Annotated in this window: 21 protein-coding genes; 8 read left to right on the top strand and 13 right to left on the bottom strand. The window is 72.7% G+C overall.

Translation table 11 applies throughout. The features are described from left to right. Window positions 1-190 precede the first annotated feature (190 nt). Entirely contained in the window at window positions 191-772 is a 582-nt protein-coding gene (locus ABZS77_RS01190) for a YceI family protein (RefSeq protein ID WP_354815273.1), read from the bottom strand. Window positions 773-873: 101 nt separating this feature from the next. On the opposite strand from ABZS77_RS01190, the gene ABZS77_RS01185 reads away from it, so the two are divergent. Further along, window positions 874-1,377 carry a MarR family transcriptional regulator gene (locus ABZS77_RS01185; RefSeq protein WP_354815270.1) on the top strand — a complete coding sequence of 168 codons (504 nt, stop codon included), beginning with the start codon at window positions 874-876 and terminating at the stop codon, window positions 1,375-1,377. Between the two features lie 241 nt (window positions 1,378-1,618). On the opposite strand, the gene ABZS77_RS01180 is transcribed toward ABZS77_RS01185, so the two are convergent. The 3 genes from ABZS77_RS01180 to ABZS77_RS01170 all read right to left on the bottom strand — a co-directional run bounded on the left by ABZS77_RS01180 (window position 1,619) and on the right by ABZS77_RS01170 (window position 7,199). Further along, complete coding sequence (locus tag ABZS77_RS01180; protein WP_354815267.1) at window positions 1,619-4,273, bottom strand: helix-turn-helix domain-containing protein; 2,655 nt, start codon at window positions 4,271-4,273, stop codon at window positions 1,619-1,621. 167 nt (window positions 4,274-4,440) lie between these two features. Then, window positions 4,441-5,589, bottom strand: a complete 1,149-nt coding sequence (locus ABZS77_RS01175) for an acyl-CoA dehydrogenase family protein (RefSeq protein ID WP_354815264.1) — start codon at window positions 5,587-5,589, stop codon at window positions 4,441-4,443. A 77-nt stretch (window positions 5,590-5,666) separates the two neighbouring features. Continuing rightward, entirely contained in the window at window positions 5,667-7,199 is a 1,533-nt protein-coding gene (locus tag ABZS77_RS01170) for an acyl-CoA carboxylase subunit beta (RefSeq protein WP_354815261.1), read from the bottom strand. A gap of 148 nt (window positions 7,200-7,347) precedes the next feature. On the opposite strand from ABZS77_RS01170, the gene ABZS77_RS01165 reads away from it, so the two are divergent. Further along, entirely contained in the window at window positions 7,348-7,908 is a 561-nt protein-coding gene (locus tag ABZS77_RS01165) for a snapalysin family zinc-dependent metalloprotease (RefSeq protein ID WP_354815258.1), read from the top strand. A gap of 61 nt (window positions 7,909-7,969) precedes the next feature. Here ABZS77_RS01165 and ABZS77_RS01160 read toward each other — a convergent pair whose 3' ends face one another. The 5 genes from ABZS77_RS01160 to ABZS77_RS01140 form a co-directional block, all read right to left on the bottom strand. Next, window positions 7,970-8,890, bottom strand: coding sequence for a hydroxymethylglutaryl-CoA lyase (locus ABZS77_RS01160; protein WP_354815255.1), 921 nt, complete (start codon window positions 8,888-8,890; stop codon window positions 7,970-7,972). A gap of 145 nt (window positions 8,891-9,035) precedes the next feature. Next, window positions 9,036-10,373 carry a biotin carboxylase N-terminal domain-containing protein gene (locus ABZS77_RS01155; RefSeq protein ID WP_354815252.1) on the bottom strand — a complete coding sequence of 446 codons (1,338 nt, stop codon included), beginning with the start codon at window positions 10,371-10,373 and terminating at the stop codon, window positions 9,036-9,038. A 72-nt stretch (window positions 10,374-10,445) separates the two neighbouring features. Continuing rightward, window positions 10,446-11,045 (bottom strand): TetR/AcrR family transcriptional regulator, encoded by a 600-nt coding sequence (locus ABZS77_RS01150; RefSeq protein ID WP_203173488.1) that lies wholly within the window; start codon window positions 11,043-11,045, stop codon window positions 10,446-10,448. A 73-nt stretch (window positions 11,046-11,118) separates the two neighbouring features. Then, a complete protein-coding gene (locus tag ABZS77_RS01145; protein ID WP_354815249.1) occupies window positions 11,119-13,992 on the bottom strand; it encodes a hypothetical protein in 2,874 nt (957 codons plus the stop codon). A gap of 2 nt (window positions 13,993-13,994) precedes the next feature. Next, window positions 13,995-15,782: an HSP90 family protein gene (locus ABZS77_RS01140; RefSeq protein ID WP_354817065.1), complete on the bottom strand. Its 1,788-nt coding sequence runs from the start codon at window positions 15,780-15,782 to the stop codon at window positions 13,995-13,997. Window positions 15,783-15,905: 123 nt separating this feature from the next. On the opposite strand from ABZS77_RS01140, the gene ABZS77_RS01135 reads away from it, so the two are divergent. Continuing rightward, window positions 15,906-17,114: an MFS transporter gene (locus tag ABZS77_RS01135; RefSeq protein ID WP_354815246.1), complete on the top strand. Its 1,209-nt coding sequence runs from the start codon at window positions 15,906-15,908 to the stop codon at window positions 17,112-17,114. Here ABZS77_RS01135 and ABZS77_RS01130 read toward each other — a convergent pair. Further along, the gene (locus tag ABZS77_RS01130) at window positions 17,111-18,268 is read right to left on the bottom strand and encodes an FAD-dependent oxidoreductase (protein ID WP_354815243.1); all 1,158 of its coding nucleotides are present in this window, start codon (window positions 18,266-18,268) and stop codon (window positions 17,111-17,113) included. The genes ABZS77_RS01135 and ABZS77_RS01130 overlap by 4 nt on opposite strands. 107 nt (window positions 18,269-18,375) lie before the next feature. Between ABZS77_RS01130 and ABZS77_RS01125 the strand changes: the two genes are divergently transcribed. From ABZS77_RS01125 to ABZS77_RS01115, 3 genes are all read left to right on the top strand, one after another. Beyond that, entirely contained in the window at window positions 18,376-18,948 is a 573-nt protein-coding gene (locus ABZS77_RS01125) for a TetR family transcriptional regulator (RefSeq protein ID WP_354815241.1), read from the top strand. Window positions 18,949-19,016: 68 nt separating this feature from the next. After that, the gene (locus ABZS77_RS01120; protein WP_354815238.1) at window positions 19,017-19,559 is read left to right on the top strand and encodes a SigE family RNA polymerase sigma factor; all 543 of its coding nucleotides are present in this window, start codon (window positions 19,017-19,019) and stop codon (window positions 19,557-19,559) included. Further along, a complete protein-coding gene (locus tag ABZS77_RS01115; protein ID WP_354815235.1) occupies window positions 19,556-20,743 on the top strand; it encodes a hypothetical protein in 1,188 nt (395 codons plus the stop codon). The genes ABZS77_RS01120 and ABZS77_RS01115 overlap by 4 nt, the downstream gene beginning before the upstream one ends. A 50-nt stretch (window positions 20,744-20,793) precedes the next feature. Here the strand turns inward: ABZS77_RS01115 and ABZS77_RS01110 are convergent, their stop codons facing one another. The 3 genes from ABZS77_RS01110 to ABZS77_RS01100 form a co-directional block, all read right to left on the bottom strand. Next, window positions 20,794-21,696, bottom strand: a complete 903-nt coding sequence (locus tag ABZS77_RS01110) for a sulfurtransferase (RefSeq protein WP_354815232.1) — start codon at window positions 21,694-21,696, stop codon at window positions 20,794-20,796. A 72-nt stretch (window positions 21,697-21,768) separates the two neighbouring features. Beyond that, on the bottom strand, window positions 21,769-22,215 hold the full coding sequence (locus tag ABZS77_RS01105) for a hypothetical protein (RefSeq protein WP_354815229.1): 447 nt from the start codon (window positions 22,213-22,215) through the stop codon (window positions 21,769-21,771). A gap of 2 nt (window positions 22,216-22,217) precedes the next feature. Further along, a complete protein-coding gene (locus ABZS77_RS01100) occupies window positions 22,218-22,985 on the bottom strand; it encodes an SGNH/GDSL hydrolase family protein (RefSeq protein WP_354815226.1) in 768 nt (255 codons plus the stop codon). A gap of 329 nt (window positions 22,986-23,314) precedes the next feature. Here ABZS77_RS01100 and ABZS77_RS01095 point away from each other — a divergent pair, with 329 nt between their 5' ends. Together ABZS77_RS01095 and ABZS77_RS01090 are read left to right on the top strand one after the other, a co-directional pair. Beyond that, on the top strand, window positions 23,315-24,361 hold the full coding sequence (locus ABZS77_RS01095; RefSeq protein ID WP_354815223.1) for a transporter substrate-binding domain-containing protein: 1,047 nt from the start codon (window positions 23,315-23,317) through the stop codon (window positions 24,359-24,361). Next, window positions 24,325-25,368 carry a hypothetical protein gene (locus tag ABZS77_RS01090; RefSeq protein ID WP_354815220.1) on the top strand — a complete coding sequence of 348 codons (1,044 nt, stop codon included), beginning with the start codon at window positions 24,325-24,327 and terminating at the stop codon, window positions 25,366-25,368. Before ABZS77_RS01095 ends, ABZS77_RS01090 begins: the two co-directional genes overlap by 37 nt. The last annotated feature ends 5 nt before the right edge of the window (window positions 25,369-25,373 follow it).

The raw sequence follows: 25,373 nt of genomic DNA, 5'->3' as shown, positions 1-25,373 counted from the left end.
AGGACGGCGGCGATGATCCGACGCCGTCCGGAGCGAGCGCGTTCGTGCTGCCACCTGTACCCCGTCAACGGTGGGACCGATCCGGTGGCGGCGCGAACAACTCGTGACAATTCACACCCAGGCGGTGAGGACGACGGCGGGCCCGCGCCGACGTACGACGCGGGCCCGGAGCGTGCCGGTGATCCGAGGATCAGGCCTGGCGGACGGCCTCGCCCTCGATCTCAATCTTGATCTTCTTGCCGACCAGGACGCCACCGGTCTCCAGGGTGACGTTCCAGGTCAGGCCGAACTCCTCGCGGTCGATCTCGGTCGTCGCGGAGAAGCCGAAGATGTCCTGGCCGAACGGGCTGCGGCCGACGCCCTCGAACTCGACCTGGAGCTCGACCGGACGGGTGACGTCCTTGATGGTCAGCTCACCGGTGAGCACGAACTCGTTGCCGTTGCGGGACTTGACCCCGGTGCTGCGGTACTCCAGCGTCGGGTACTTGTCGGCGTCCAGGAACTCGGGGCTGCGCAGGTGCGCGTCCCGGTCGCCCTGGGTGGTGTCGATGCTGGCGGCCTGGATGGTCGCGACGACGGACGACTGCAGCGGGTCCTCGGCGATCGTGATGGTGGCGGTGGCCTCGTTGAACTCACCGCGGACCTTGCTCACCATCATGTGGCGGGCGACGAAGCCGACCCGCTTGTGGGCAGCGTCGAGCACGTAGGTGCCGGCCGCCGGGATGGTGAGGCCGTCCCAGTCGCGGGTAACCGCATCGGTGCTGCTGGTCATGCTGCTGTCCTCCAGGGAGAATTGTTTAGTAGCCCAACGACTGCCTCAGCAACTATAGCGGCAACAACATTCCCCGTGTCAAGCACTGGTAGGATGAACGAGTGAACAACGTCTTCGACGATCCCCGGATCACCGCCGTCGGCCTCCTCTTCGAGGTGCACGCCGGGCTGTCGGCCCGGTTCACCGCACAACTGGAGGAGCACGGCTTCTCCGCGGTCGAGTTCGAGGTCATCACCCGACTGGCCCGCTCGCCGGGCAACCAGCTCAGGATGACCGATCTCGCCGCGCAGACGTCGCTGTCCACCAGTGGGGTGACCAGGGTGGTGGACCGGATGGAACGCGACGGGCTGCTCACCCGCAGGGCCTGCCCGAACGACCGCCGCAGCTCGTACGCGGTGGTGACCCCGAAGGGCATGCAGCAACTGGACGAGACGCTACCGGGGCACCTGCAGATGATCGAGCAGTGGTTCACCGGTCAGCTCGATCCGAAGGCGCTGGCCGGCCTCCTCGACGGCCTGCGTCGGGTCCGTGACGCCGTGCATCCGTGCGCCACCGCCGGCAGCACCGACGCCGTCCCGGAGCACGAGGCCGCCACCGGGTCCTGATGGGCACGGCCGGCACACCGGTCGGGAAACGCCGACACCCACCGGCAGAAAGACCGGCAGAACTGACCTTGCCAACCGGGCAAAGGACACGAAACGCGCCTTCCGTACGGGGTGCGGTGGCAGGCTTCGAACACCGGGGATCCACCGGGGGGTGACGGCGCGGGCGAACAGCGAGGGGTAGCACAAGGGGGCTTTTCGCCCGCGCCACTCCACCACCGGCCCGGCTCGTCGGGTGCCGCGCCTACCGCCCTGCCGGCCCGCCCCGACTGGCGGTCAAGGCGTAGAGCAACCCCGACTCCTGCGGCAACAGGTGGACGCCGGTCTCCCGGCAGGCCCGGTCGAGCCGATCCAGGACCGCCGGGTCCCCGGTGCTCGCCGCCAACCCCACCAACGCCTCCACCACGTCCCGCCGGTCACGACCGGCCTCGGCGGCGGCCGCGAACCACTCCGCGGCCAGCTCGCGCTCACCCCGGTGCAGCGCCAGATTTCCCTCGATCAACGCGCACATCCCCACCTCCGGGCCACTGTCGGAGAGCACCGCGTCGTCCGAACGTGGCCGCGGCGGACCTGGCGGCCGGCCCGCCGGCACCCCCGCCCCCGCACGCAACTCGGCGAGCACCTCGGTCGCCTCCGCACGACCGTCCTGCGCCAGCGCCAGGCCGACCGTGCCGAGCACCCGCCGGCGATGCCTCGGGTCACCCAGCTCGGACAACGCGATCGCCGCGCGCCGCCCCTGGTCCACGGCATCGGCGTACCGGCCCTCCAGGCGGGCGACCTCAGCGCGGTTCGCCCGGGCCAGCACCCGCAGCCGCTGCTCACCACCCTCGGCGGCGAGCCGGTCCACGGCTGCCAGCCGGCGGCGCGCCGCTGGCAGGTCACCCACCCGGATCTCGTGCCAGGCGAGACTGTTCTGGGCTACCGCCAGGTCCCGGGTACGCCCGTGGCGGGCCGCCAGCCGCAGCGTCGCCTCGGCCTGCTCCCGGGCCTCGTCGTGACTCCCGACGGTGACCAGCAGCGCGCCGAGCACCGTGCGCGCCTCCAACTCCCCGGTCACGTCGCCCGCCTGCCGGAACATGTCCAAGGCGGTCCGCGCGGTCGGCAACTCGTCGGCGCCGGCGCCGTGCTCGGCGGCGAGCCGGGCCACGCCCAGGGTCGCCCAGGCCCGCAGGACGGGATCGGCGTGGGCGGTCCTCGGGTCCGCCAGCAGCCGCCGCAGCCACTGCCGACCGGTGACGTCCCGCCCGCGAAAACGCCACCACCGGGTCAGGCAGGCCGCCATGCCGAGCGCGGTCAACGGATCGTCCGCCGCCGCGTGGGACAACGCCGAACTGATGTCGCTGCTCACCTCGTCCAACCGGTGTATCGCCTCGGGCAGCCGGGGGCCGGCCAGGTCCGTGGCCGTCCGCGCCACCAGTCGGGCGACCACCTCGGCGTGCCGGCGACGCAGACAGCTCAACTCACCGGCCCCGGCCGCCCGCTCGACGGCGAAGTCGCGGACCGCGTCCAGCAGCCGGAACCGGAACGACCCGGTGCCCCGCACGCTCAACAGGCCCAACTCGACGAGCCGGTGCAACACCGGCAGGGGATCGACCGCCACCGTGCCGTCCCGGTCGGCCTCGTCGGCGAGCATCTCCTCGGCCTGCTCGACCGACCACCGGTTGCCGAACATGGCGAGCCGCCGTAGCGCCGCCCGTTCGTCCGGAGCGAGCAGGCGGTAGCTCGTCGCCACCGCGTCCCGCAGAGTGCCCGCAACCGCCGTACGGGTGACCTCGGCGCCGGCCGGCCGACCACCTGCCGCTTCCGGTCCGTCCCAGCCGGGATGGGCCGGCGCGTCCGCGGTGGCCAGGTCGAGCACCCGGTCGCCGTACCGGTCGAGGAGTTCGGTGAGGTTGAGGACCCGACCCCGGGCGGCCATCAACTCGATGGCCAGCGGCAGTCCGCCCAACCGGCGGACCAGGGCCGCGAGCGCCGGCAACTCGTCGGCCGTGGGCGGCTCCCGCCGTACCTGGGCGAGTCGGGCGGTGAACAGGACGACCGCCGGCCACGCCCCGAGCGCGGCCGACCCGGCCACATCGGCGTCGGGCGGCGGCACGTCGAGCGGCGCGACCGGCCAGACCCGCTCGCCGGGCAGCCCGACGGGGTGCCGACCGGTCACCAGCACCCGCAGGGAGGGCAGCACGCCGATCAGCCGGTGCAGCGTCTCGGCCACCGGGCCGGGAGCGCGCTCGACCGCGTCCATCACCAGCAGCGTCGGTCGTCCGGCGAGCCGCGCGGCGAGTTCCGGCAGCCGGGCGGCACCGAGGACCGCCATCGAGGCGGCGAGCACGTCCGGGCCGTCCGAGCCCTCACCGATCAGCACCCCGGCCACGCCACCCGGGTACGCCCCGGCGGCCGCGTGCGCCACGGACAGCGCCAACGCCGTCTTGCCGACACCGGTCAACCCGACCAGGCTCACCAGCCGGTCACCCGGTTCGGTGGTCAGCATGCCGGCCAGCTCGGTGACGTCCCGGTCCCGACCGATCAGCGCGACCGGCGGCGGGAGGGCGACGGGTGGATCCGGGCCGGGGGGCCGGGCGGACGACGGGGCGACCGGCGGCGACGTCGGAGATTCGACCGGCGGGGACGACTCACCCCTGGCGGGGCCGCGGGCGGCGGCCATGAACGCCGCCCGGGTCGCGCCGGTCAGCTCCAGCGCCTCGGCGAGCAGGCCGACTGTGGTGCGCTGCGGTCGGACGGACCGACCGCGCTCCAGGTCACGCACCGTCCGTACGCCCACGCCGGCCAGGGTCGCGAGTTCGGCCTGGGTCAGGCCGGCGGCCCGACGGTGGGCGCGGAGCAGCTCCGGCAGCCCGGCACGACCGGTCGGGCCCCGTGACCCGTCATGATCCGGAGTCATGGGCAGGAAGAGTACGGATCGACTCCGACCATCGGCAGTCGAACGTCGGGCTGCCGACGTCCACTCGCCGAAACCCGACAGCCGAACGGGTAGCCCGGCCCGGGTCGGCTGGTGGAGCCGTCCCGGGCGACGCGGTGCGGGACCGGGGTCCGGTCCGTTCGGTCCGCTCAGAGGCCCAGGTCGCGCGCGATGATCATGCGCTGCACCTCGCTGGTGCCCTCACCGATCTCCAGGATCTTGGAGTCCCGCCAGAAGCGGGCGACCGGGTACTCGTTCATGAAGCCGTAGCCGCCGTGGATCTGGGTGGCCTCCCGGGCGTTGTCCACGGCGATGGTGCTGGCGTGCAGCTTGGCGATCGCGGCCTGCCGCTTGAACGGCTCACCGGCCAGCATCCGCGCGGCGGCGTCGTAGTAGGCCAGCCGTGCGGTGTGCGCCTTCAGCTCCATGTCCGCGATCTTGAACTGGATCGCCTGGTTGGCGCCGATCGGCCGACCGAAGGCCTGCCGCTCCTTCGCGTACTTGATCGACTCGTCGACGCAGCCCTGGGCGAGGCCGACGGCCAGCGCGGCGATGGCGATCCGGCCCTCGTCGAGGATCCGCAGGAACTGGGCGAACCCCCGACCCCGCTTTCCGAGCAGGTTGGCCGCCGGCACCCGGCAGTCGTCGAACGTCAGCTCGTGGGTGTCCGAGGCGGTCCAGCCGACCTTCGAGTAGCCGGGCGCCACGGTGAAGCCGGGCGTGCCGGTGGGCACGATGATGGTCGACAGCTCCTTCGAGCCGTCCGGGTTCGTACCGGTGACCGCGGTGACGGTGACCATGGCCGTGATGTCGGTGCCCGAGTTGGTGATGAACGCCTTCGATCCGTTGATCACCCACTCGTCGCCGTCCAGCACCGCCCGCGTCTGGGTGCCGGCCGCGTCCGAGCCGGTGCCCGGCTCGGTGAGCCCGAAACCGGCGAGCGCCTCGCCGCTGAGCAGCTTCGGCAGCCAGGTGGCCTTCTGCTCCTCGGTGCCGAACCGGTAGATCGGCATCGCGCCCAGGGAGACCGCCGCCTCGAGGGTGATCGCCACGCTGGAGTCGACCCGGGCGATCTCCTCCAGGGCCAGGCAGAGCGCGAAGTAGTCGCCACCCATGCCGCCGTGCTCCTCGTCGAAGGGCAGGCCGAACAGGCCCATCTTGCCCATCTGCCGGATCACCTCGTACGGGAAGGTGTGCTGCTCGTAGTGCTCGGCGATGACCGGCGCGATCACCTCACGCGCGAAGTCCCGCACGCTCTCCCGCAGCGCCGCTTGGTCGTCGGTGAGCCGGAAGTCCATCTCATCCTCCTGTTAGGGACGGGGCCGTCGGGCGCTTGTGGCGCCGCGACGGTGGCGGTGCGGGACTGGTGGTCGGGTCAGACCGGGGTGACGCCGTGCCGGCGCCGGGAGAAGTGCCGATCCTTGGTACGCGCGGCGGCGAACCGACGGACCAGCTCGCCGCGCAGGTCGTGTGGTTCGACGATGGCGTCCACCACCAGCTCGCTGGCGAGCCGGACGACGTCGATGTCCTGCTCGTACTCGGCGCGCTTGGCGGCCACGAAGGCGGCCCGCTCGTCCTCGTCCGCGATGGCGGCGATCTTGTTGGCGTAGACCGCGTTCACGGCAGCCTCGGCGCCCATCACCGCGATCTTGGCGCTGGGCAGCGCGATCGTGGCGTCCGGCTCGAACCCGGGGCCGGCCATCGCGTAGAGGCCCGCCCCGTACGCCTTGCGGACCACCACGCAGATCTTCGGCACGGTCGCCTCGGAGATCGCGGTGATCATCTTGGCACCGTGCCGGATGATGCCCTGCTTCTCCACCGCGCTGCCGACCATGAAGCCGGGTACGTCGCTGAGAAACAGCAGCGGCACGTTGAACGCGTCGCAGAGCTGCACGAACCGGGTCGCCTTGTCGGCGGAGTCGACGAAGAGCACACCGCCCTTGAACATCGAGTTGTTGCCGACCACGCCGACGACCTGACCGTCGAGACGGCCGAAGCCGATGGTCAGCTCCTTGGCCCACAGCGCCTGGATCTCGAAGAACGAACCCTCGTCGAGCAGACCCTTGACGTACCGCCGCATGTCGAACGCCTGCCGCTCGCTGGCCGGCACCAGCGCGGCCAGGTCGGCCTTCGCGGGCGCGGCGACGGGCTCGGCGGTCGGTGGCTGCTGCGTCCAGTTCGCCGGCAGGTACGACAGGTAGGTCCTCACCACGTCGAGCGCGTCGGCCTCGGTCTTGCAGAGGAAGTGCCCCACGCCGGATTCGGTGGTGTGGACCTTCGCGCCGCCCATCGCCTCCAGGGTGGTCTTCTCGCCGGTGACCATCTCGACCATGCGGTCGGAGCCGAGGTACATGCTGGCGTTGCCGTCGACCAGGGCCACCACGTCGCAGAACGCCGGGATGTACGCCCCACCGGCGGCGCTCGGGCCGAACAGCGCGCACACCTGCGGGATGGAGCCGGACGCGCGGACCTGGTTCCAGAAGATCTTGCCGGCGCCGCGTCGGCCGGGAAAGAGGTCGACCTGGTCGGTGATCCGGGCGCCGGCCGAGTCGACCAGGTAGACCATCGGGACGCCGGCGCCGTACGCCCGCTCGATGATCCGGATGATCTTCTCGACGGTGCGGGCGCCCCAGCTGCCGGCCTTCACGGTGGAGTCGTTGGCCATCAGGCAGACCTGCCGCCCGTCGATGGTGGCGGTGCCGGTGACCACGCCGTCGGCGGGCAGTCCGTCGGCGAGTGCGTTCGCGTAGAGGCCGTCCTCGACGAACGAACCCTCGTCGACCAGGAGCGCGACCCGCTCGCGGGCGAACAGCTTGCCCTTGGCCGCGTTGGCCGCGTGGTACTTGTCCGCGCCGCCGGACCGGGCCCGCTTGCGCAGCTGCTCCAGCGCCTCACCGTCGAGCGTCACGCCGACCCCCTCGCCGTACGACCTAAACGATCGTTAGGTTAGCGCATCCGCGCGGCACTCGGCGACCCGATCGCTCCCCACTCAAACATTGAAATGTATTGATGCTCACCGTTAGGCTCCTGACACCCCTCCCAGATCGGAGTCAGCGATGACCTCACGACTCAAGCGGCTCGCGGTCGCGTTCCTCGCGACGGCGCTCGCCACCCTCGGCATCACGGTCGCCAACCCGTCGCCCGCGTCCGCCGCCATGACCATCTGCTACAACACCAGCCAGGCGGGAAGCTACGCCAGCGTCGCCAACCAGGCCGCCACGATCTGGAACAACGCCACGGTGAACCTGACCCTCTCGGCGAACTGCGGCTCCAACCTCCGGATCTACCGGATCACCGGCGGCGGCTCGTACGCCCAGCGGACCAGCCTCGGCAACGGCCGGGTCTACATCGACACCCAGCAGGCCGCCCAGTACAGCGTGCTGCGGATCATGACCCACGAGATCGGGCACATCCTCGGCCTGCCGGACAACTACAACGGCAACTGCTCGCTGCTGATGTCCGGCGGCAGCGCCGGCACCAGCTGCACCAACCCGTACCCCAGCTCCGCCGAGGCGAGCCGGGTGAGCAGCCTCTTCGCCGGCACGTTCAGCGCCACCGACCGCAGCGCGGACATCTTCCGCGACAGCTGGCCGAGCATGCTCACCTCCGTGAGCTGATCGACCTGGCACGTGGAAGGGGCCGGCGCGTGCGCCGGCCCCTTCGTCGCGTCCGAACCGCTCAGCTCGGCATCGGCGTCAGCCGGGTACGCGGACCGGCCCGCAGCACACCCGACGGCAGCTTCTTGCCGAGCAGCTCCTCGGCCAGCTCCGCCGCCCCGATGAGGGCCGCCAGGTCGACACCGGTGTCGATGCCCATGTCGTGCAGCATGTGCACGGCCTCCTCGGTGGCCAGGTTGCCGCTCGCGCCTGGCGCGTACGGGCAGCCACCGAGACCGCCAACGCTGGCGTCGAACTCGGTCACCCCCAGCTCCAGGGCGGTCAACAGGTTGGCCAGCGCGGTGCCCCGGGTGTTGTGGAAGTGCAGCAGCACCGGCACGTGCGCGTTGCGGTCGCGTACCGCGCCCACCAGCTCGCGGACCCGGCGCGGCGTCGCCATGCCGGTGGTGTCACCGAACGCCACCCGGTCCGCGCCGTCGCGGACCACCCGGTCCACGATGCCGGCCACCCGGGCGGGGTCGACGTCCCCCTCGTACGGGCAGCCGAAGCTGGTCGCCACGATCACCTCGACCCGCGCGGAGGCGCCGTGCAGCAGGTCGATCAGCTCGGCGATGTCGTCGAGCGACTCGTCGGTCGAGCGGTTGACGTTGCGCCGGTTGTGCGTGTCACTGGCCGACACCACCACCTCGATCTCGGTGAACCCGGCTGCGAGGGCCCGCTGGGCGCCCCGGGTGTTCGGCACCAACGCCGAATACCGCACCCCGTCGGCCTTCTGTGCCCGCTGCCACACCTCGTCGGCGTCGGCCATCTGCGGGATCGCCCTGGGGTGCACGAACGACACCGCCTCGATCCGGCGCACGCCGGTGGCGGAGAGCGCGTCGAGCAGTCGCACCTTGGCGTCGGTCGAGATCGGGTCCTCGTTCTGCAACCCGTCGCGCGGCCCAACCTCGCGAATCGAGACGAAGTCCGGCAGGTCCGTCATAAGGGGTCACCTCACTGTGACGTAGTGCTGTGGCGGTCCTCCCAGCATGCCACCCCACCAACCGCCAGGTTGATCAAGAGGTTCGCGTCACCCAGGGCCGAGATCCTGACGCGAACCTCTTGATCAACAAGGGTGGGGTTGGGGGTCAGCGCATGCGGGAGACGATTCCGGTGTCGTAGGCGCCGGAGCGGAACTCCTCGTTCTCCAGCAGCTCGGTGAAGAAGGGGACGTTGTTCTTCGGGCCCTCGATCTGGAAGGCGGCGACCGCGGCCTTCGCCCGTTCCAGCACCTCGTCGCGGGTCGCGCCACTGATGATCAGCTTGGCCAGCAGGCTGTCGTAGAACGGCGTGACCGTGTTGCCCTCGGTGTAGCCGGAGTCCACCCGGACGCCCTCACCCGTCGGCTCCACCCAGGTCTTCACCACACCGGGGCCGGGCAGGAAACGCTTCGGGTCCTCGGCGTTGATCCGCATCTCGAGGGCGTGCCCACGCGGGGTCAACGCGTCCGGGTCGAACGTCGGCGCCAACCCGGCCGCCACCCGCAACTGCTCCTCGACCAGGTCGATGCCGTAGACGTACTCGGTCACCGGGTGCTCCACCTGCAACCGCGTGTTCATCTCCAGGAAGAAGAAGTCGTTCGTCGACGGATCGAGCAGGCACTCCACCGTGCCCGCGTTCCGGTAGCCGACCGCCTCACCCGCACGCACCGCCGCAGCCAGGAAACGCTCCCGCAGCTCCGGCGACACGGCCGGGGACGGGGACTCCTCGACCAGCTTCTGGTTGCGCCGCTGCACCGAGCACTCCCGCTCGCCGAGCGCCACCACCCGGCCGTCGGCCAGGCCGAGGATCTGCACCTCGACGTGGCGCACCCGGGGGAAGTACCGCTCGATCAGCACCGACCCGTCGCCGAACATCCGCTCGGCGAACGCACGCACCTTGTCGTACTCGGTGCGCAGCGCCGCCTCGTCGACGGCGACACCCATGCCCATGCCGCCACCACCGGCGGCGGCCTTGACCATCACCGGGTAGCCGATCCCGGCGGCGGCCGTCACCGCCGTGTCCAGATCCGCGGCCGGGTCGGTGGTGCCGGGCGCGACCGGAACGCCGGCCGCCGCCATCAGGTTCCGGGCGTTGATCTTGTCGCCCATCGCGGTGATCGCGTCCGCGCCGGGACCGACCCAGATCAGGCCGCTCGCCTCGACGGTACGGGCGAACTCGGCGTTCTCCGACAGGAAGCCGTACCCGGGGTGGATGGCCTGCGCGCCCGTCGACTTCGCGGCGGCGAGGATCGCCTCGGTGTTGCGGTAGCTCAACGCCGGGTTCGGTGGGCCGATGAGGACCGCCTCGTCCGCCTCGGCGACGAACGGCAGGTCGGCGTCGGCCTCCGAGTACACCGCGATCGCGCGGATGCCGAGTCGCCTGGCGGTACGGATGATCCGGCGGGCGATCTCGCCCCGATTGGCGACCAGCAGTGACTCGATCATGTTTTCCTCCCGGCGTCCGGATGGTGGGACGGAGTCAGGAAACCATGACCGGTACGCCGGTGACGAGTCGACTCAGGCGAGCAACGCGGCCAGGGTCGCGCCGCGCAGCAACTCGGCCCGGCGTCGCCGGTCCACCTCGCCACCGAGGAACGGCGTCGAGTTCATCAGGCCGAACGCGGCATGGGCCAGCACCCGCGCCTCACCGTCGGGCATACCCGGATGCAGCGCGGTGAGCACAGTCACCCACTCCTCGACGTACATCCGTTGCAGACGGCGGATCCGCCGCCGCGGCTCGTCCGGCAGGCGGTCCAACTCGTGCAGGTGCAGGGCGATCACCGCCGGGTTGGCGAGCGCGAACTCGACGTGGAAGTCGATCAGCGACTCCAGCACACCGCGCGGGTCGTCCGGATGCCCGGCGGAACGCTCCCGCCCACCGGCCAGCAAACCCTCGCTGACCGGGATCAGCGCGGCGGCCAGCATCGCCTCCTTGCCGGCGAAGTGGTGGTAGAGCGCCGGACCGGTGACCCCGGCGGCCGCGCCGATGTCGTCCATCGACACACCGTGGTAGCCACGGGCGGCGAACAGACCGACCGCGATCTCCAGGATCTCGTCCTTGCGGGACCGGCGCCGGCCCGCGCCCGCCGCCCCCCGTGCCTGCTGCTCCACCGTCACGGGGCAAGCGTAGACCGCGCGCTGGTCACAATGGGGCGCCGGTTACCGAGGGTTCGCGCACACTCCGGCCCGTTCAGTCGTCGTCCGGGTCGATGTCGTGCTCCGTCCGCAGGGCGGCCGCCTCGTCGGACCGGTCCAGCAGATCCAGGGCACGGGCCAGCAGCCAGGCCGTCTGGCGGACCGGCCGCGAGTCGGCCGGGAGCCCGGCGAGGACACGCCGCAGGAGCGGTTCCGCGTCGGCAGGTCGGTCCAGTCGCAGCAGCAGCTCACCGGTGAGCACCTCCACCTGGGCCGCCTCCCCGAACGCCTCGATCGACCGTAACCGGTCCGGCACACCGACGAGCCGGGCCAGCGCCTCGTCCGGCCGGCCCTCGGCCGTCAGCACCCGCGCGCCCGCCTCGGCGGCCATCGCCAGCTCGTACGTCACCGGCGGCTCCGGCTGCCCGGCAAGTGTCGCCGCCAACCCGTCCACCTGCTCGACGGCACGGATCGCCGCCGGTCGGTCGTCGGCCCAGAACCAGGCGTACGCCTCCCGCCGGCGCGCGCGCAGCTCGTCGAGCGGCAGACCACCGAGCCGGTACGCCGTGGCCGCCTCCGCGAACCGCTCGGCCCCGGCGGCGTCCCGGTCGGCGTCGTACAGGATCCCGCCGGCCTCCTCCAGCACCTGCGCCCGGTACGGGAGGTTGTCCGGGCCGTCCAGGTTGCCGGCCAACTGCTCCAGCAGGGCCAGCGCCGGGTCGATCTCGCCGAGGCCCGCGTAGACGCCGGCCAGCAGGTGCCGGCACCGGTCCGCCTCGGCCTGGGCGCCCATCCGGTCGAGACCGAGCACGGCCTCCTCGGCGACCTCGGCGGCCTCGGCGAGCCGACCCACCATCCGGTACGCGTTCGCCAACTCCCAGCGCAGGAAGGAGTCACCCTCGGCACCCCGCTCCACGCAGAGCGTCACCGCCTCGACGAACTCGTCCACCGCCTCGGTGGCCCGACCGGCGGAGAGCAGCGCGCGGGCACGGGACACGCGCACCGGCAACTCCGCGTCCGCCGGTGCCACCCGCAGTGCCTCGTCGCAGGCGGTCACCGCCTCGGCCGGGTCGTCCACCGTCCGGGCGTACGTCAGGCAGGCCGCCGTGACCAGCTCGCCGACGCCCAGCTCACGGCCGATCCGCCGGGACTCGTCGGCGGCGGCGCGGGCCTCGTCGGGCCGCTCCACCTGCTCCAGCAGGTGCGCGCGGTGCAACGCGATCCGGGCCGCCAGGTGCGGATCGCCACCGGCGTCGGCGGGCACCCGGTCGAGCGCCGCGAGCGCCTCCGACCAGCGTTCCCGGTGCAGGAGCGCCAACGCCACGCGGTCGTGGGCGGCGGCCCGCTGACGGGCGTCGCCGTCCCGGTCCAGCGCCTCGGCGGCCTCCCGGACCAACGCCAGCCCTTCGTCGGCGTCGTCGTCGGACCGGGTCAGCAGCACACCGAGCCGCCCGGCCACCACCTGGGCGGTCACCGTCTCACCGGCCTCGCGGTACAGCTCCAGCGCCGCCCGGTTCATCTCGATCGCACCCGGGATGTCGTCCTCGTCGCCACGTTCGGCCGCCCGCAACGCCAGCCGATGGGCGACCGTACGCGCAGGCAGGGCGGTGGAGTCGAACCGCTCGTCGAAGGTGGCGAGCGCCGCCCGCAACGTGGCCGGGTCGTGTCGACCCCAGCTCCGCTCGGCGAGGTCCAGCAGCTCGTCCGGGCCGGCGTCGACGGGGACGGTCACCACGGGCGCCTCGGTGGTGCCCGCCTGCCGCCGCGTACCGGCCGGCACCGTGGTCGGCTCGTCCCCGGTCGGACGCGGTGCGCGCCGGCGGACACTCGCGGACAGCGGCAGGTGCTCGCCGTTCGGCCGCACGGCGAGGCGCCTGGCGATCCACTCCGACTGGTGGGTGGTGCCGTTGCGGGCGTCGAAGCGTTCGGCCAGCCCGGTCGCGGTCCGCGTCAGCTCGTCGGCGAGCACGAGTGCCGCCACCCCACCGGCGGGCCGACCCTCGGCGGCCCGGCGGTAGACGGTCGCCTCACCGCTCCGGCCCGCCTGGCGCAGCGCGGCGGCGGCCGACGCCGCGAAGTGCATCGCGGCGGCCGGTGACGGCGGGCGGTCCAGCCAGTCCAGGTGCCGTTCGACCAGCTCCACCGCCCGCGCCTCGTTACCGGTCAACGTGCAGAACTCGATGTGGTCGCCGATGTCCCACAGGTCGGCGAGGTTGCCACGCAGCCGGCGGTACGCCTCCCGGTGCGCGTCCCGCGCCGACTCACCGCGCCCGGTGCGCAGGTACGGCAGGAGCAGCGCGGTGAGGATCGCCTGCGGCTGCTCGTTGCAGGTGAGCCGGCCGGCGAGCACCGGCTCGGCCAGCGCCACCGCCTCCGCGTCCCGCCCGCTGTCGGCGAGGTAGCCCACCTGGCTGGTCGGATCACAGCCGGCGCAGTCGGAGAGATCGTCGCGTGGGGTGGTCTGCCAGAGCCGGTACCAGTGCGCGGCGGCGTCGGCGTCACCCACGTGGTCGGCGACCCGGAACCGGTGCTTGTGGACGGTCTGCAGGCTGTGCCCACCGGCCCGGTAACGGCGTTCCATGTCGTCGAGCACGGCGTAGGTGCGGTCCAGCGGCACCTCGGGGAAGTTCAGCAGGCCGGAGACCATGTACTTGAAGTGCCAGAGCAGGTTGTGCAGGTGACGCTGGTGGTACGGCTGCGGGTCACTGTCGAACTCGGACAGACACCAGGAGAAGGTCACAAACGACTTCGCCGGTTCGCCGCCGTAGATGTAGCTGGTGGTGGCCTGCATCCGGGTGATGAAGGCCAGGTGCCTGTCGTCGGCGGCGTCCACCCGGCGCAGCAGCTGTTCCAGTGCGGCGATCTGCCCCGCCCCGTACGGCATGTCGGTGACGCCGCGCAGCATCCGCCACAGATCCTCGTCGCTCATGCTCACTCCCGTCCCGGCACGGCCCGGCCGAGCAGGCCGAGGAAGGAATCGTTCAGCAGCGCCGCGTCGGCGGCGCGGATCGGATGGTGACCGAGCAGCAGCGCCTGGCCGTACAGCGCCTCGACGGCGAGCCCCACCAGCTCCGGGTCGGCCAGCATGGTGACCCGGCGGACCAGCGGGTTGCGGTGGTTCAGCACGAGCTGCGGGCGGTCCGGTGGGGCGGTGGCGGCGAGCGCGTCGAGAACCCCACCCCACAGCTCGTCGGCCCGGTCCCGACTGGCGGCGAGCTGGTCGTTGAACGCCGCCGACCTGCTCACCAGGTAGAGGGCGGGCAGCGACACCGGGTCGTACGCGCGGATCACCACCTCGCAGCCGGACCGTTCGACGGCCCGTTGCGCCGCGGTGAGGAACGGTCGCAGCGCAAGCTCCACCTGCGGGTCGAGGCCCTCGAAGCGGGTCGTGAGGTCGCTGGGCTCCAGCCGTTCGATCAGCACCGAGCGGTCCACCGCCGGCAGCCGCTCGATCAGCTCGGTGTCGTACGTGTAGCCAGCGTTGACCACCGCCAGGTCCTGCGCGGCGGCGACGGCGGCGAGCTGGCGGAACTCGTCCAGGCTCGCCGCGTAGCGGAGCACACCGTTGCGTTCCCGGAACTCGGCGAGGGTGAGCGTGCCGACGTTGGTGTCCATCGGCCACCACTGGTCCACGAGCCGCAGCATCTCGTCGTCGTGCAGCGCCAGCGCCTTCACGCCGAGGTGGTGCACCTGGAGGAACTCGGCCAGCCGGTGCGGGTCGTGCCGGGCCAGCCGGACCAGCCAGCCGCGTACCTGGTCGCCGAGCGCCTCCCGGGTCGCGGCCAGCAGGGTGTCCTCGTAGAGGGCCTCCCGGCTGGCGGTGGGGCGCAGCTCGGTGGCGTCCACCACGCAGTGCGCGAAGAACGCCCAGTCCGGCAGCAGCCCGTCGGCGTGCTCGGTGAGCAGCATCCGCTTGAGGTGGACGCGGTGCCCCGCACGGGCCGCCGGGTTCACCGGGGCGGGGAGGATGACGGCGACACCGGTCAGCCCGGCCTCGGGAACGCTCAGCGGCAGCACGTCGAACGGGTCGACGCCGAGCGTCTCCCGGGCGTACGCGATCAGCGCCGCCCGGTCGACCGGCGCCCCCGGTGTGGTCGGCCACGGCGGCTCGCCGGTGGTGGTGACCACGTCGCCGACCCGGACGGTGACCGGCAGCAGCGAACCGAAGAGTCGCGCCAGGTCGGTGACCGTCGGCGTGGTGAACCACTGGTCGGCGTCGCGGCGGGGCACCAGGGTGACTGTGGTGCCCGGTTCGGCGCGGGCGACCTCCGGCGGTGCGACGCTCACCGCGTACCTGCCGTCGGCGTACCCGGTCCAGCGGACCGTGGGGTGCTCGCCGTTGCGGGTGAGCACCTGGATCTCGTCGGCGACCAGGAAGCAGGAGAGCAGTCCGATGCCGAACTGGCCGAGGAACTCGTGCCGGGAGAAGCCCAGCTCGTCCCGCTTGGAGCTGCGGCCGATGGTGGCCAGCAGCTCGTGCACCTGCGCCTCGGTCAGGCCGATGCCGGTGTCGTGCACCCGTAGCGTGCCGTCGCCGGTGCGGTCCGGGGTCTCGATGCGGATCAGGGCGGGCGCGTCCGGCTCGGTCGAGCGTCGCGCGGTGATCGCGTCCACCGCGTTCTGCAACAGTTCGCGGACGTAGACCCGCGGGCTGCCGTAGAGGTGGTGGCTGAGCAGGTCGACCACGCCTCGGAGGTCGACCTGGAAGGTGTGGTCCACGCCTGTCTGCTCCCCCGGTCCCGTCATGCCGGCGCTCACCGTACCGATGATCACCGACAGGCGCGTCCCCCTTTCGCCCGGCGGCTTGACCCTCGACCCGGTCGAACCCGCACGGTCTCCGGCATGACTGCTTCCGTTCTGGGTCGGGACTTCCGGCTGCTGTGGTGTGCCGCCGTCTCGTCACGGTTCGGAGACGCGCTGCGTACCCCGGCGTTGGCCCTGCTGGCGGCGGCGGTGACCCGCGATGCCCGGGTCATCGCCGCGGTCACCGTGGTCGCGCAGGTGCCGCCGCTGCTCTTCGGCCTGCTCGGGGGTGTGTATGCCGACCGGTGGGACCGGCGGCGGACGATGGCTCTGGTGGACGGGGTCCGCGCCGGGGTGGTGGCGGCGTTGGCGGTGGTTGTCGCGGTCGACCGGGCCGGAATCGCGGCGCTGCTGGTGGCGGCGTTCCTCCTGGCGGCGCTGGGCACGCTCTTCGACTCGGCCTCGTTCGCGTTGCTTCCCGCGCTGGTGCCGCCGGCGGCGCTGCCCCGGGCGAACGGCCGCCTCCAGGCGGGTACGGCGGTGGTGGGCGGTTTCCTCGGCGCGCCGGCCGCCGGTGTCCTCTTCGCCGTCGCACCGGCGCTGCCGTTCGCCCTGGACGCGGTCACCTTCGCGGTGGCGGCCGTGCTGGTGCTGGCCCTCGCCCCGGCACCCGTCGCCGGCCACGCCGTCGGAGCGGGCGCGCGTCGCGGGTCGGTGTGGGGCGAGATCGTCGAGGGGGTGCGGTGGCTGCGCGGCCACCGGACACTGTGGCGGGTCACCCTGCTCGCCGCCGGGTGCAACCTGGCGATCAGTGGCCTCATGGCGGTGCTGGTGCTGTACGCGCTGGACGTGCTGCGGGTGCCGCCGGCCGGGTACGGGCTGTTCGCCGCGTCGGCGATCGTCGGCGGCCTGGCGGGTGCTCTCGGCGCGGGTCGGCTCGCCGCCGCGCTCGGCACGGTGCCCGCGCTGTGCGTCGTGCTCGCCGCGCAGACCGTGGCGCTGACCGGGTTCGCGCTGGCCCGGCATCCGGTGCCGGGCGGGTTCGCGCTTGCCGTCTTCGCCGCCGGGACCGTGGTGTGGAACAGCCTGTGGGCGTCGTACGGGCAGCGGCACGTGCCGGCCGGGCTGCTCGGTCGGGTGGGCGCGGCCCAACGGATGGTCGGCCTGCTCACCGCTCCGGTCGGCGCGACGTCCGCCGGGCTGGTCGCCGCCGCATCCGGGACGGTGCCGGTGATGTGCGCCGCTGCGGCCACGTTCGCGCTGGTCAGCGTGGTGGCGTGGTGGACCCTTCGACGGGGTGCCGTCTAGTGCGTGGCCCGTTCCCGGTGGGACAACCCGGACAGGCGCAGCGCGATCCGCCGCCGGACCGGTGGCACACCGCCAAGCAGCCGCAGCAGCACGTCGCGGGCCGGACGGCGGGCCGGGGAGGTGGTGGCCAGGCGGGTCAGCCCGGCGGCGAAGCTCAGCACGTCCTCGGCCATCGGGCGCTGCCGGGCGTCGTACCCGTCCAGCGCCGTCTCCGGGCCGCCGTCCAGCACGTCGGCGAGGGCCGTACCGAGGGCCACCGCGTCGCAGATCCCCAGGTTCATGCCCTGGCCGCCGGCCGGGCTGTGCACGTGTCCCGCGTCCCCGGCGAGCAGCACACGACCGGCGCGGAAGGTGTCGGCGATGCGGTGCCGCACACGGAACCGGGAACCCCACAGGACCTCGGTCACCCGGTCCGGCCGCCGTCGCGGGCCGCGTTCGTCGAGCAGCGCCTGGAGGTACGCCGCATCCGGTTCGGCGGGTGCCGTCTCCACCGCGGCGACGACGCGGACCACGCCGTCCGGCAGCGGCGCCCAGACCAGCGGCCCGGGGCGGGCGAGGAACAGCGCCGCCTCGTCGCGGGGCAGCACGCTGTGCACGCGTACGTCGGCGAGCACGAAGGACTCCTCCTCGCTCGGGCCGGTGAAGCCGATGCCGGCCGCCTGCCGGACCGTGCTGTGCAGGCCGTCCGCGCCGACCACGTACCGGGCGCGTAACTCGGTGCCGTCGACCTGCGCGCGTACCCCGTCGGCGGTGTGGCTCAGGCCGGTCAGCCGGCAGGGCCGCCGCACCCGGACGCCCAGGTCGGCCAGCTGGTCGGTGAGCACCTGCTCGGTGACGGCCTGGGAGACCAGCAGCGCGTAGGGGAAGCGGGACGGCAACTCGTGGAACGGGACCGCCAGCAGCACCCGGTCCCGGTCGCGGACCGTGAAGCGCGGCGCCCGCACCCCCCGGGCGACGAGCGGCGCCGCGACGCCGATCCGGTCCAGCACCTCCAGGGTGTACGCGTGCACGACCGCCGCGCGGGAGGTCACCGGTGGTTCGGCGACCTGGTCGAGGAGTGTCACCTCGGCCCTGCGCCGGGCGAGTGTCAGGGCGGTGGCGAGGCCGGTGGGGCCGGCCCCCACGACCAGGACGTCGGTACTCGTGGGCAGCATGGCCACCTCCGGAACGACCGTTGCCAACAAATGTTGGCAAACACTTGTTGGCAACAGTAGAAGGGCGTCGATTGCGTGTCAACAGGTGTTGGCATACGGTCGTTGACATGACAGCTCCCGCCCGGCCCCGCCGCTCGGACGCCACCCGTGCGGCGATCCTGCGCGCCGCCCGGGAACGGTTCGCCGCGGACGGCTACGAACGCGCCACCATCCGGGCCATCGCCGCCGACGCCCGCATCGACCCGTCGATGGTCATGCGCTACTACGGCAGCAAGGAGGGGCTCTTCGCGGCGGCGGCCGAATTCGACCTGCGCCTGCCCGACCTGACCGCCGTCCCGCCCGCACAGCTCGGTGAGACGCTGATCCGGCACTTCCTCGCCCGATGGGAGGGCGACGAGACACTCGTCGCGCTGCTGCGCGCCGCCAGCACCAACCCCGGTGCCGCCGAACGGATGCGTGGCATCTTCACCGACCAGCTCGCCGCCGCCGTCGGCACGTTCGGCACCGGGGAGAGGACGACCGGCCGACGCGCCGGCCTGGTGGCCAGCCAGATCCTCGGCCTCGCCTTCACCCGCTACATCGTCCGCCTACCGCCCATGGTGGACGCCGCGCCGGAGGAGCTGGTCTCCTGGATCGCGCCGACCCTCCAGCGTTACCTGACCGGTCGGCCGGAGAACTGACCCAACCTTTTCCCCCTCCCCGTGCGTCTGCCAGGTGACGCGCGACGCGACGGCCGGAAGGGGGGCGGATGGGATCGACGGCGGACGACGGCCGCGACGGCTACCTCGCCTTCGTGGAGACCCACCAGCACCGGCTGCTACGCGCGGCCTACCTCATCTGCGGCAACCGGCACCAGGCCGAGGACCTCCTCCAGGACGCCCTGCTGAAGCTGGCGCTGCGGTGGTCGTCGGTCCGCGACGGTGACCCCGCCGCGTACGTGCGGACGATCCTCTACCGCGACGCGGTGTCCTGGTGGCGCCGCCGACGCCGCGAACGACTCAGCGCCGCACCGCCGGAACAGGTGGCCCCCGACCGGGACGGCGCGTTGCGGCTGACGCTGCACGACGCGCTGGGGCAGCTGCCGCCCCGGCAGCGCGCCGTGCTGGTCCTGCGCTACTACGAGGACCTCACCGAGGTCGCCACGGCGGACGCGCTGGGGGTGACCGTCGGCACCGTGAAGAGTCAGTGCCACGCCGCCCTGCGCCGGCTCCGCGAGGTGGCCCCGGACCTCACAGTGGACACCCGGTCGGGCCGGGGCACGGCCACCACCGGCCTGGAGGTGAACCCGTGAACGAGCAGGATCTGCGGCGACTCCTGACCGTCAGCGTCGAGGACGTGCTGCCCAGCCAACCCGCGACGGCCGGCTGGGACCGGGCGCGGCGCACCCGTCGCACCCGGCGGGCGGTCGGCGCGGTCGCCCTGGCCGTGGCACTGATCGGCGGCGGCACGGTTGCCGCGCTCCGACCAGCGGCCGATCCTCCACCGGACCACCCGGTGGCACCGACCCCGACCGTCGAACCCACCCACGCCGGCCCCGTGCAACGGCCCCCCGCCGAGCTGACCTACCCACCCGACCCGCTGGCCCGGCTCGCCGACCCGCCGGCCGTCCCGCTGTCCCAGCGGCCGGTCCGGCAGGCGCTGGCGCTGTACCAGCCCCTCGACGAGGAGGGACGCGCCGTCGGACCGGTCCGGGTCCTCGGCGACGACGGCGTCGTACGCGGTCTCGACGTGGTGACGTTGGCACCCACCCGGGACGCGAGCGGAAACGAGGCCGCCGCCGTGAAACCCGGGGTGCTGTCACCGGACGGCCGCTGGGCCGCCTTCGCCCAGACCAACGAAGTGATCATGGTCGACCTCACGAGGGCCGGCGTACGCCGCGTCCCGCTCGACGGCTACCTGGAGCTGGTGGTCTGGGCGGGCGACCGGGTGCTGGTCGGCGGCGACGGCCGGACGTACGCGGTGGAGCGGGACGCCGAGGCGGCCGGCACCATCGACGTGTCCGCCTGGAACGTGGTCGCACCCGACCCGTCGGCCGGCCGCGAGGCGCCGCTGATCGAGATGACCGGTGAGCGGGGTGGTCTGGCGCTGCGCAGCCGGACCGCCGACGACGCCACGATCCGCTCCGAACGGCGGATCACCGCCGACGCGATGCCCGCGCCGTACCAGGTCAACGAGTTCTACGGTCGGGGCTGGCTGCACGGCGGACGGATCGCCACCGGGGCGTGGATCGTCAGCGGCGAGATCGACGGCGCGGAGGGGACGGCCGTGCTGGACGCCCGCACCGGTGCCGTGACCCACCTGCTCGATCTGGGCCGGGACCGCACCAAGGGCTGCTGCCCGGTGCTCGGCTGGGACAACAAGGGCGCGGTGCTGCTCCGGCTGGCACCGGTCGGACTGGCCCGCTGGAACCCGGAGACCGGCGAGATCACCGGCATCGTCCGCGACCTGCGCGGCGTGGTCGCCCTCGCCGGCTGACCACCGGTCCCCGCGCGGCCGTCACGGACGCGCGGGGACAATGCGGTCACTCAGTTGGCGAGGCCGCCGGGCTGGTCGCCCTTGACCACCGGCGCCCGGACCAGGTTGCCCCACTCGGTCCACGAACCGTCGTAGTTGCGCACCTGCGGATAGCCCAGCAGGTGCCGCAGCACGAACCAGGTGTGGCTGGACCGCTCACCGATCCGGCAGTACGCGATAACGTCGTCGTCCGGGCTCAACCCGAGCTGGTCGGCGTAGATCGCCTTCAGCTCGTCGGCGGACTTGAACGTGCCGTCCTCGTTGGCGGCGGACTTCCACGGCTTGCTGACCGCACCCGGGATGTGCCCGCCGCGCAGCGCGCCCTCCTGCGGATAGTCCGGCATGTGCAGCATCTCGCCGGTGTACTCACCCGGCGACCGGACGTCGACGAGCGGCCGCCCGGCGGCGACGTGGGCCATGACCTGCTCGCGGTACGCCCGCAGCGGCGTGTCGTCGCGCAGCGGCACCGGATAGTCGGCGCGTGGGCGGGACGGCTTGTCGCGGGTCAACTCGCGGCCCTCGGCGATCCACTTCTGCCGGCCGCCGTCGAGCAGCCGCACGTCGGCGTGGCCGAAGAGCGAGAACACCCAGAGGGCGTACGAGGCCCACCAGTTGAAGTTGTCGCCGTAGAAGACGACGGTGTCGCCCCGGCCGATGCCCTTCGCGGCACACAGCTCGGCGAAGCTCTCCGCGTCCAGGTAGTCCCGGGTCACCTGGTCGTTCAACTCCAGGTGCCAGTCGACCTTGACGGCACCCGGGATGTGACCGGATTCGTAGAGCAGCACGTCCTCGTCGGACTCGACCACCACGAGGCCCTCGTCGCCCAGGTGCTCGGCCAGCCACTCGGTGGTGACCAGCCGCTGCGGGTCCGCGTACGACTGGAGGCGGGGATCAGGATCGTTGGGCACAGACATGATCCCCAAACTACGCCGCCGACACGCCCGCCGAGCGGCCATCGGATGGGACGTGGACCACGTGCCGTCCGGTCACGCGCGGCGGTGGGCGATCCGACCGGCGACCACCGTCACCAGGCAGGCGTCGTCGGCGCCGTGGACGGCGAGGTCGGCCCGGCCGCCCGGACGCAGGGTCGGTGCCACGGGCGCGGGCAGTACCAGCAGCTCGCTCCGGTCGACGGCGGCCCGCAGCGCCGGGTCGGCGAGGTGTTCCGCCAGCACCGCCGTCACCCCGTGCCGCAGCAGCGCGTGCACCCGCTCGCGTGGTGAGGGGGCCGCCGGCAGCGGACCGTCGTGCAGCCGACCCGGCCCCAACGTGCCGGGCCAGCGGCGGAGGCGCACACCCCCGTACGCCTCGCTCAGCTCCGCCACCGGGCCGACGGCCCGGACGCGGTCGCCGTCGACGAGCACGGCGTGCTCCGGCAACGGCTCGCCGTCGGCCGTGTGCCGCAGCAGCGGCGCGGTGTGCAGGGTACGCACCGTCAGTCGACGATCGGCCCGAGCAGCGGACGCTTGGCGGTCACCGTGTCGCCTGACGACCGGCCGGTGAGCCTCCGCTTGATCCACGGGGCGAGGTGCTGGCCGGCCCAGCGCAGGTCGGCGGCGCGGGCGGCCAGCCACGGCGACGGCGCCGGATGCGGCGGGACCATCAGCCACTCCTCGTCGCAGCCCACCCCGAGGGCGTTCAGCACCTGCGCGGCGACCCGCCGGTGCCCGGCCGCGGAGAGGTGCAGCCGATCGGTGCTCCAGAGCATCGGGTTGAGGAAGGTGTCGTCGGCGTACAGGTCGACCATGATCGCGCCATGCCGCTCGGCGGTCTCGCCGACCGCCTGGTTGAGCAACTGCACCCGGGGAGCGACGAAGCGCTGACCGGGCAACCGGGCCATCACGTCGGCAAAACGGAAGAGCAGCACGTCCGCGCCGCCCGAGCGCAACTGCCGGACCACCTCGTCGAAGCGGGCGACAAGCGTGTCCGGGTTGAAGGTGCGACGCAGCACGTCGTTGCCGCCGGCCGCGAAACTGATCAGATCCGGCTTCATGGCCACGGCGGAGGGCACCTGCTCAGCCACCACGCTGGGGAAGAGCCGACCCCGGATGGCGAGGTTCGCGTACCGGAAGTCGGGGCCCGCCTCGGCGGCGAGCCGGGTCGCGACCAGATCCGCCCAGCCCCGGTACGAGCCGTCCGGGTACGCGTCGTCCATGCCCTCGGTGAAGCTGTCCCCGACCGCGACAAAACTGCGCCAGCGCACTCGCGCCCCCCTCACGACACCCGTTGCCTGCGGCGACCAGTCTGTCACCGGGGACGCGGCGTGCGGTGCCCCGAGGCGACGACGTGTCGGAGGTCATCCACCCGGGCCGCACCTGGTCGAACCTCGGACGCGCACCGGAGCCAAAGTTGATCAAGGTGCTGAACCGGGAACGCGTGGCGGGTCGCCACGGGTCGCCCGCACGTCCCACAATGGAGGGCCGGTCACCGGGGCCAGCGAGCGGGGAGGCCGAGTTGAGTCAGGCAAGCGAGCCGAGCCCTGCCGGGCCGGCCACACCCACGCGCAGCACACGCACCCGCCAGATTCGAGTCGTGGGGCTGGTCGTCGCGCTGGCCGTCCTGGCGGCGGCCCTGGTCCCGATCGTGCTCGCCGTGGGTCCCCCGACCCGCGACGAGCTGCTCGAGCAGGCCGACATGAAGGGCAAGCAGCAGCTCGTCATCGGGGTGAAGGACGACCAGCCCGGCATCTCCCAGCGGTTCTCGAACAACGTCTGGAAGGGCTTCGACGTCGACATCGCCTACATGATCGCCAGCTTCCTCGGCTTCGACCGCTCCCAGGTGCGCTTCTTGCCCATCGAGAGCGAGGACCGCGCCCGGCGACAGGCCAGCGACGGGGACGGGTTCGTCACCGTCGACCTCGTCATCGCCTCGTACAGCATCAACAAGAAGCGTGAGGAGGAGGGCGCGGTCTTCTCCTCCGCCTATCTGCACACCGAGCAGTCGGTGGTGACCCTGGAGAGCTTCAAGGGGCCGGTGAGCAGCCTCCAGGATCTCACCGGACGGTCGGTCTGCTCGCTCACCACCTCGACCTCGATCGAGCGCCTGACCGAGGCCGGCGCGAGGCCCAGGGGCCGGAACCGGATCAGCGAGTGCATCCAGGAGCTGTACGACGGCGAGGTGGAGGCCGTGACCACCGACGCGGCGATCCTCGCCGGCTTCGTCACCGCCGACCGGCCGGGCGACGACGGTCAACGCTTCCCGGTCGTCCTGAAGAACACCAAGCCGCTGCGGCACTGGGACATCGGCTCCTCCCCCCAGGAGAGGTGGGGCGTCAACACCGGCCCCAACCGGGCACTCCGCGACCTGGTCGACCTCGCGCTGTACACGTCGGCGAACGACGAGGAGAACGCGACCTGGGAGAACGCGTACAACGCCAACCTCCGCTGGCAGCAGCAGTACAACCCCGGGCAGCCGGTCGCGGAGCAGGAGCAACCCGAGGCTCGGAAGGTGGAGGTGCGGCAGTGGCCGTGGGAGAGGATCGCGCTGCCGGCGCCGGCGCACCCCGGATCGCCACCACCCCCGGTGACGTCAAACCGCGCCGCATGGCGGGGGCGCGGCAGGCGCAGCAGTGGCTGCTGACCCTCCTGCCCGCGTTCCCCGTCCTGCTCCTGGTGCTGCGGCTGTGGCAACTCAGCCGCCAGGACATGTCGACGATGCTGCTGCTGGTGCAGTACGTCAGCCCTCTCGGCCTGCTGAGCGCCCTGCTGATCGCCCTGGTGTGGGCGTTCCCCGTCGTCGTGCTCGCGTTCGGCGTGCTCGGGCGGCTGCTGCGGCTCAGCGCCCCTGACCGCTTCGACCCGGAACGCTCGCTGCTGGCCTCGGGGACCGCGCGTACCCCCGGCTGGGTGATCAGTGCGGCGGTCGCGCTGGGGGCGCTCACGTGGCAGCTGCGGTTCCTGCCGTCGCTGCTGATGCTCGGCCTGTGGCTGCTCGCGCTGCGGACCCGCTACCTGCACCCGGACCAGCCGACCCGGATCCTGGTGGTCACCGTGGCGCTGCCGGCGGCTGCGGCGGTACTCGCGTACAGCGTCCTCGCGCCGGCGATCTGGACGGCGCTCCAGGAGGGCGAGTTGTCCACGGCAGCGCTGCTGGCGGTGCCACCCGCCGCCACCATGCTGCTCACCGGCCCGGTCCCCGGCTGGATCGCCCCGGCGTTGACCCACGGGCTGGCGTTCACTGTCGCCGCCGTGCTCCCGGTGGTGATGGGAGCGGTCTTCCTCCGGGTACCGCTGCTGCCCACCGCCGCGATCGAAATCGACCCGACGAAGACGACCGTGACCCCCGCGGGCGACGCGACCCCGCAACCGCCTCCCGACAGGACCGGCCTCGAGGTGGTGCTCGGCGCGCTCATCGCGGTCACCGACACGTCGACGATCGTGCTGGACCAGACCGGCCGTGTGCGGTTCCTGCCGAACGGTCAGGTCCAGTCGCAGGTCCTCTGCCCACAGGCGGCGCAGGTGCCGTACAGCCTGGTGTCGGTACGCGGCTGGCCGGTCGAGGAGACCGCCCTGGACTGGATGATGCCCCGGCGTCCGGTTGCCGATCCGGACGTACGCTGCGACGGCCGCCTTCCCGGCGCGGGGTGAACGAC

This window comes from Micromonospora sp. NPDC005298 (genome assembly GCF_040607375.1).
Lineage (GTDB): Bacteria > Actinomycetota > Actinomycetes > Mycobacteriales > Micromonosporaceae > Micromonospora.
Note: the sequence above shows the minus strand (reverse complement) of the source record. Positions and strands in the feature narration are given on the sequence as shown.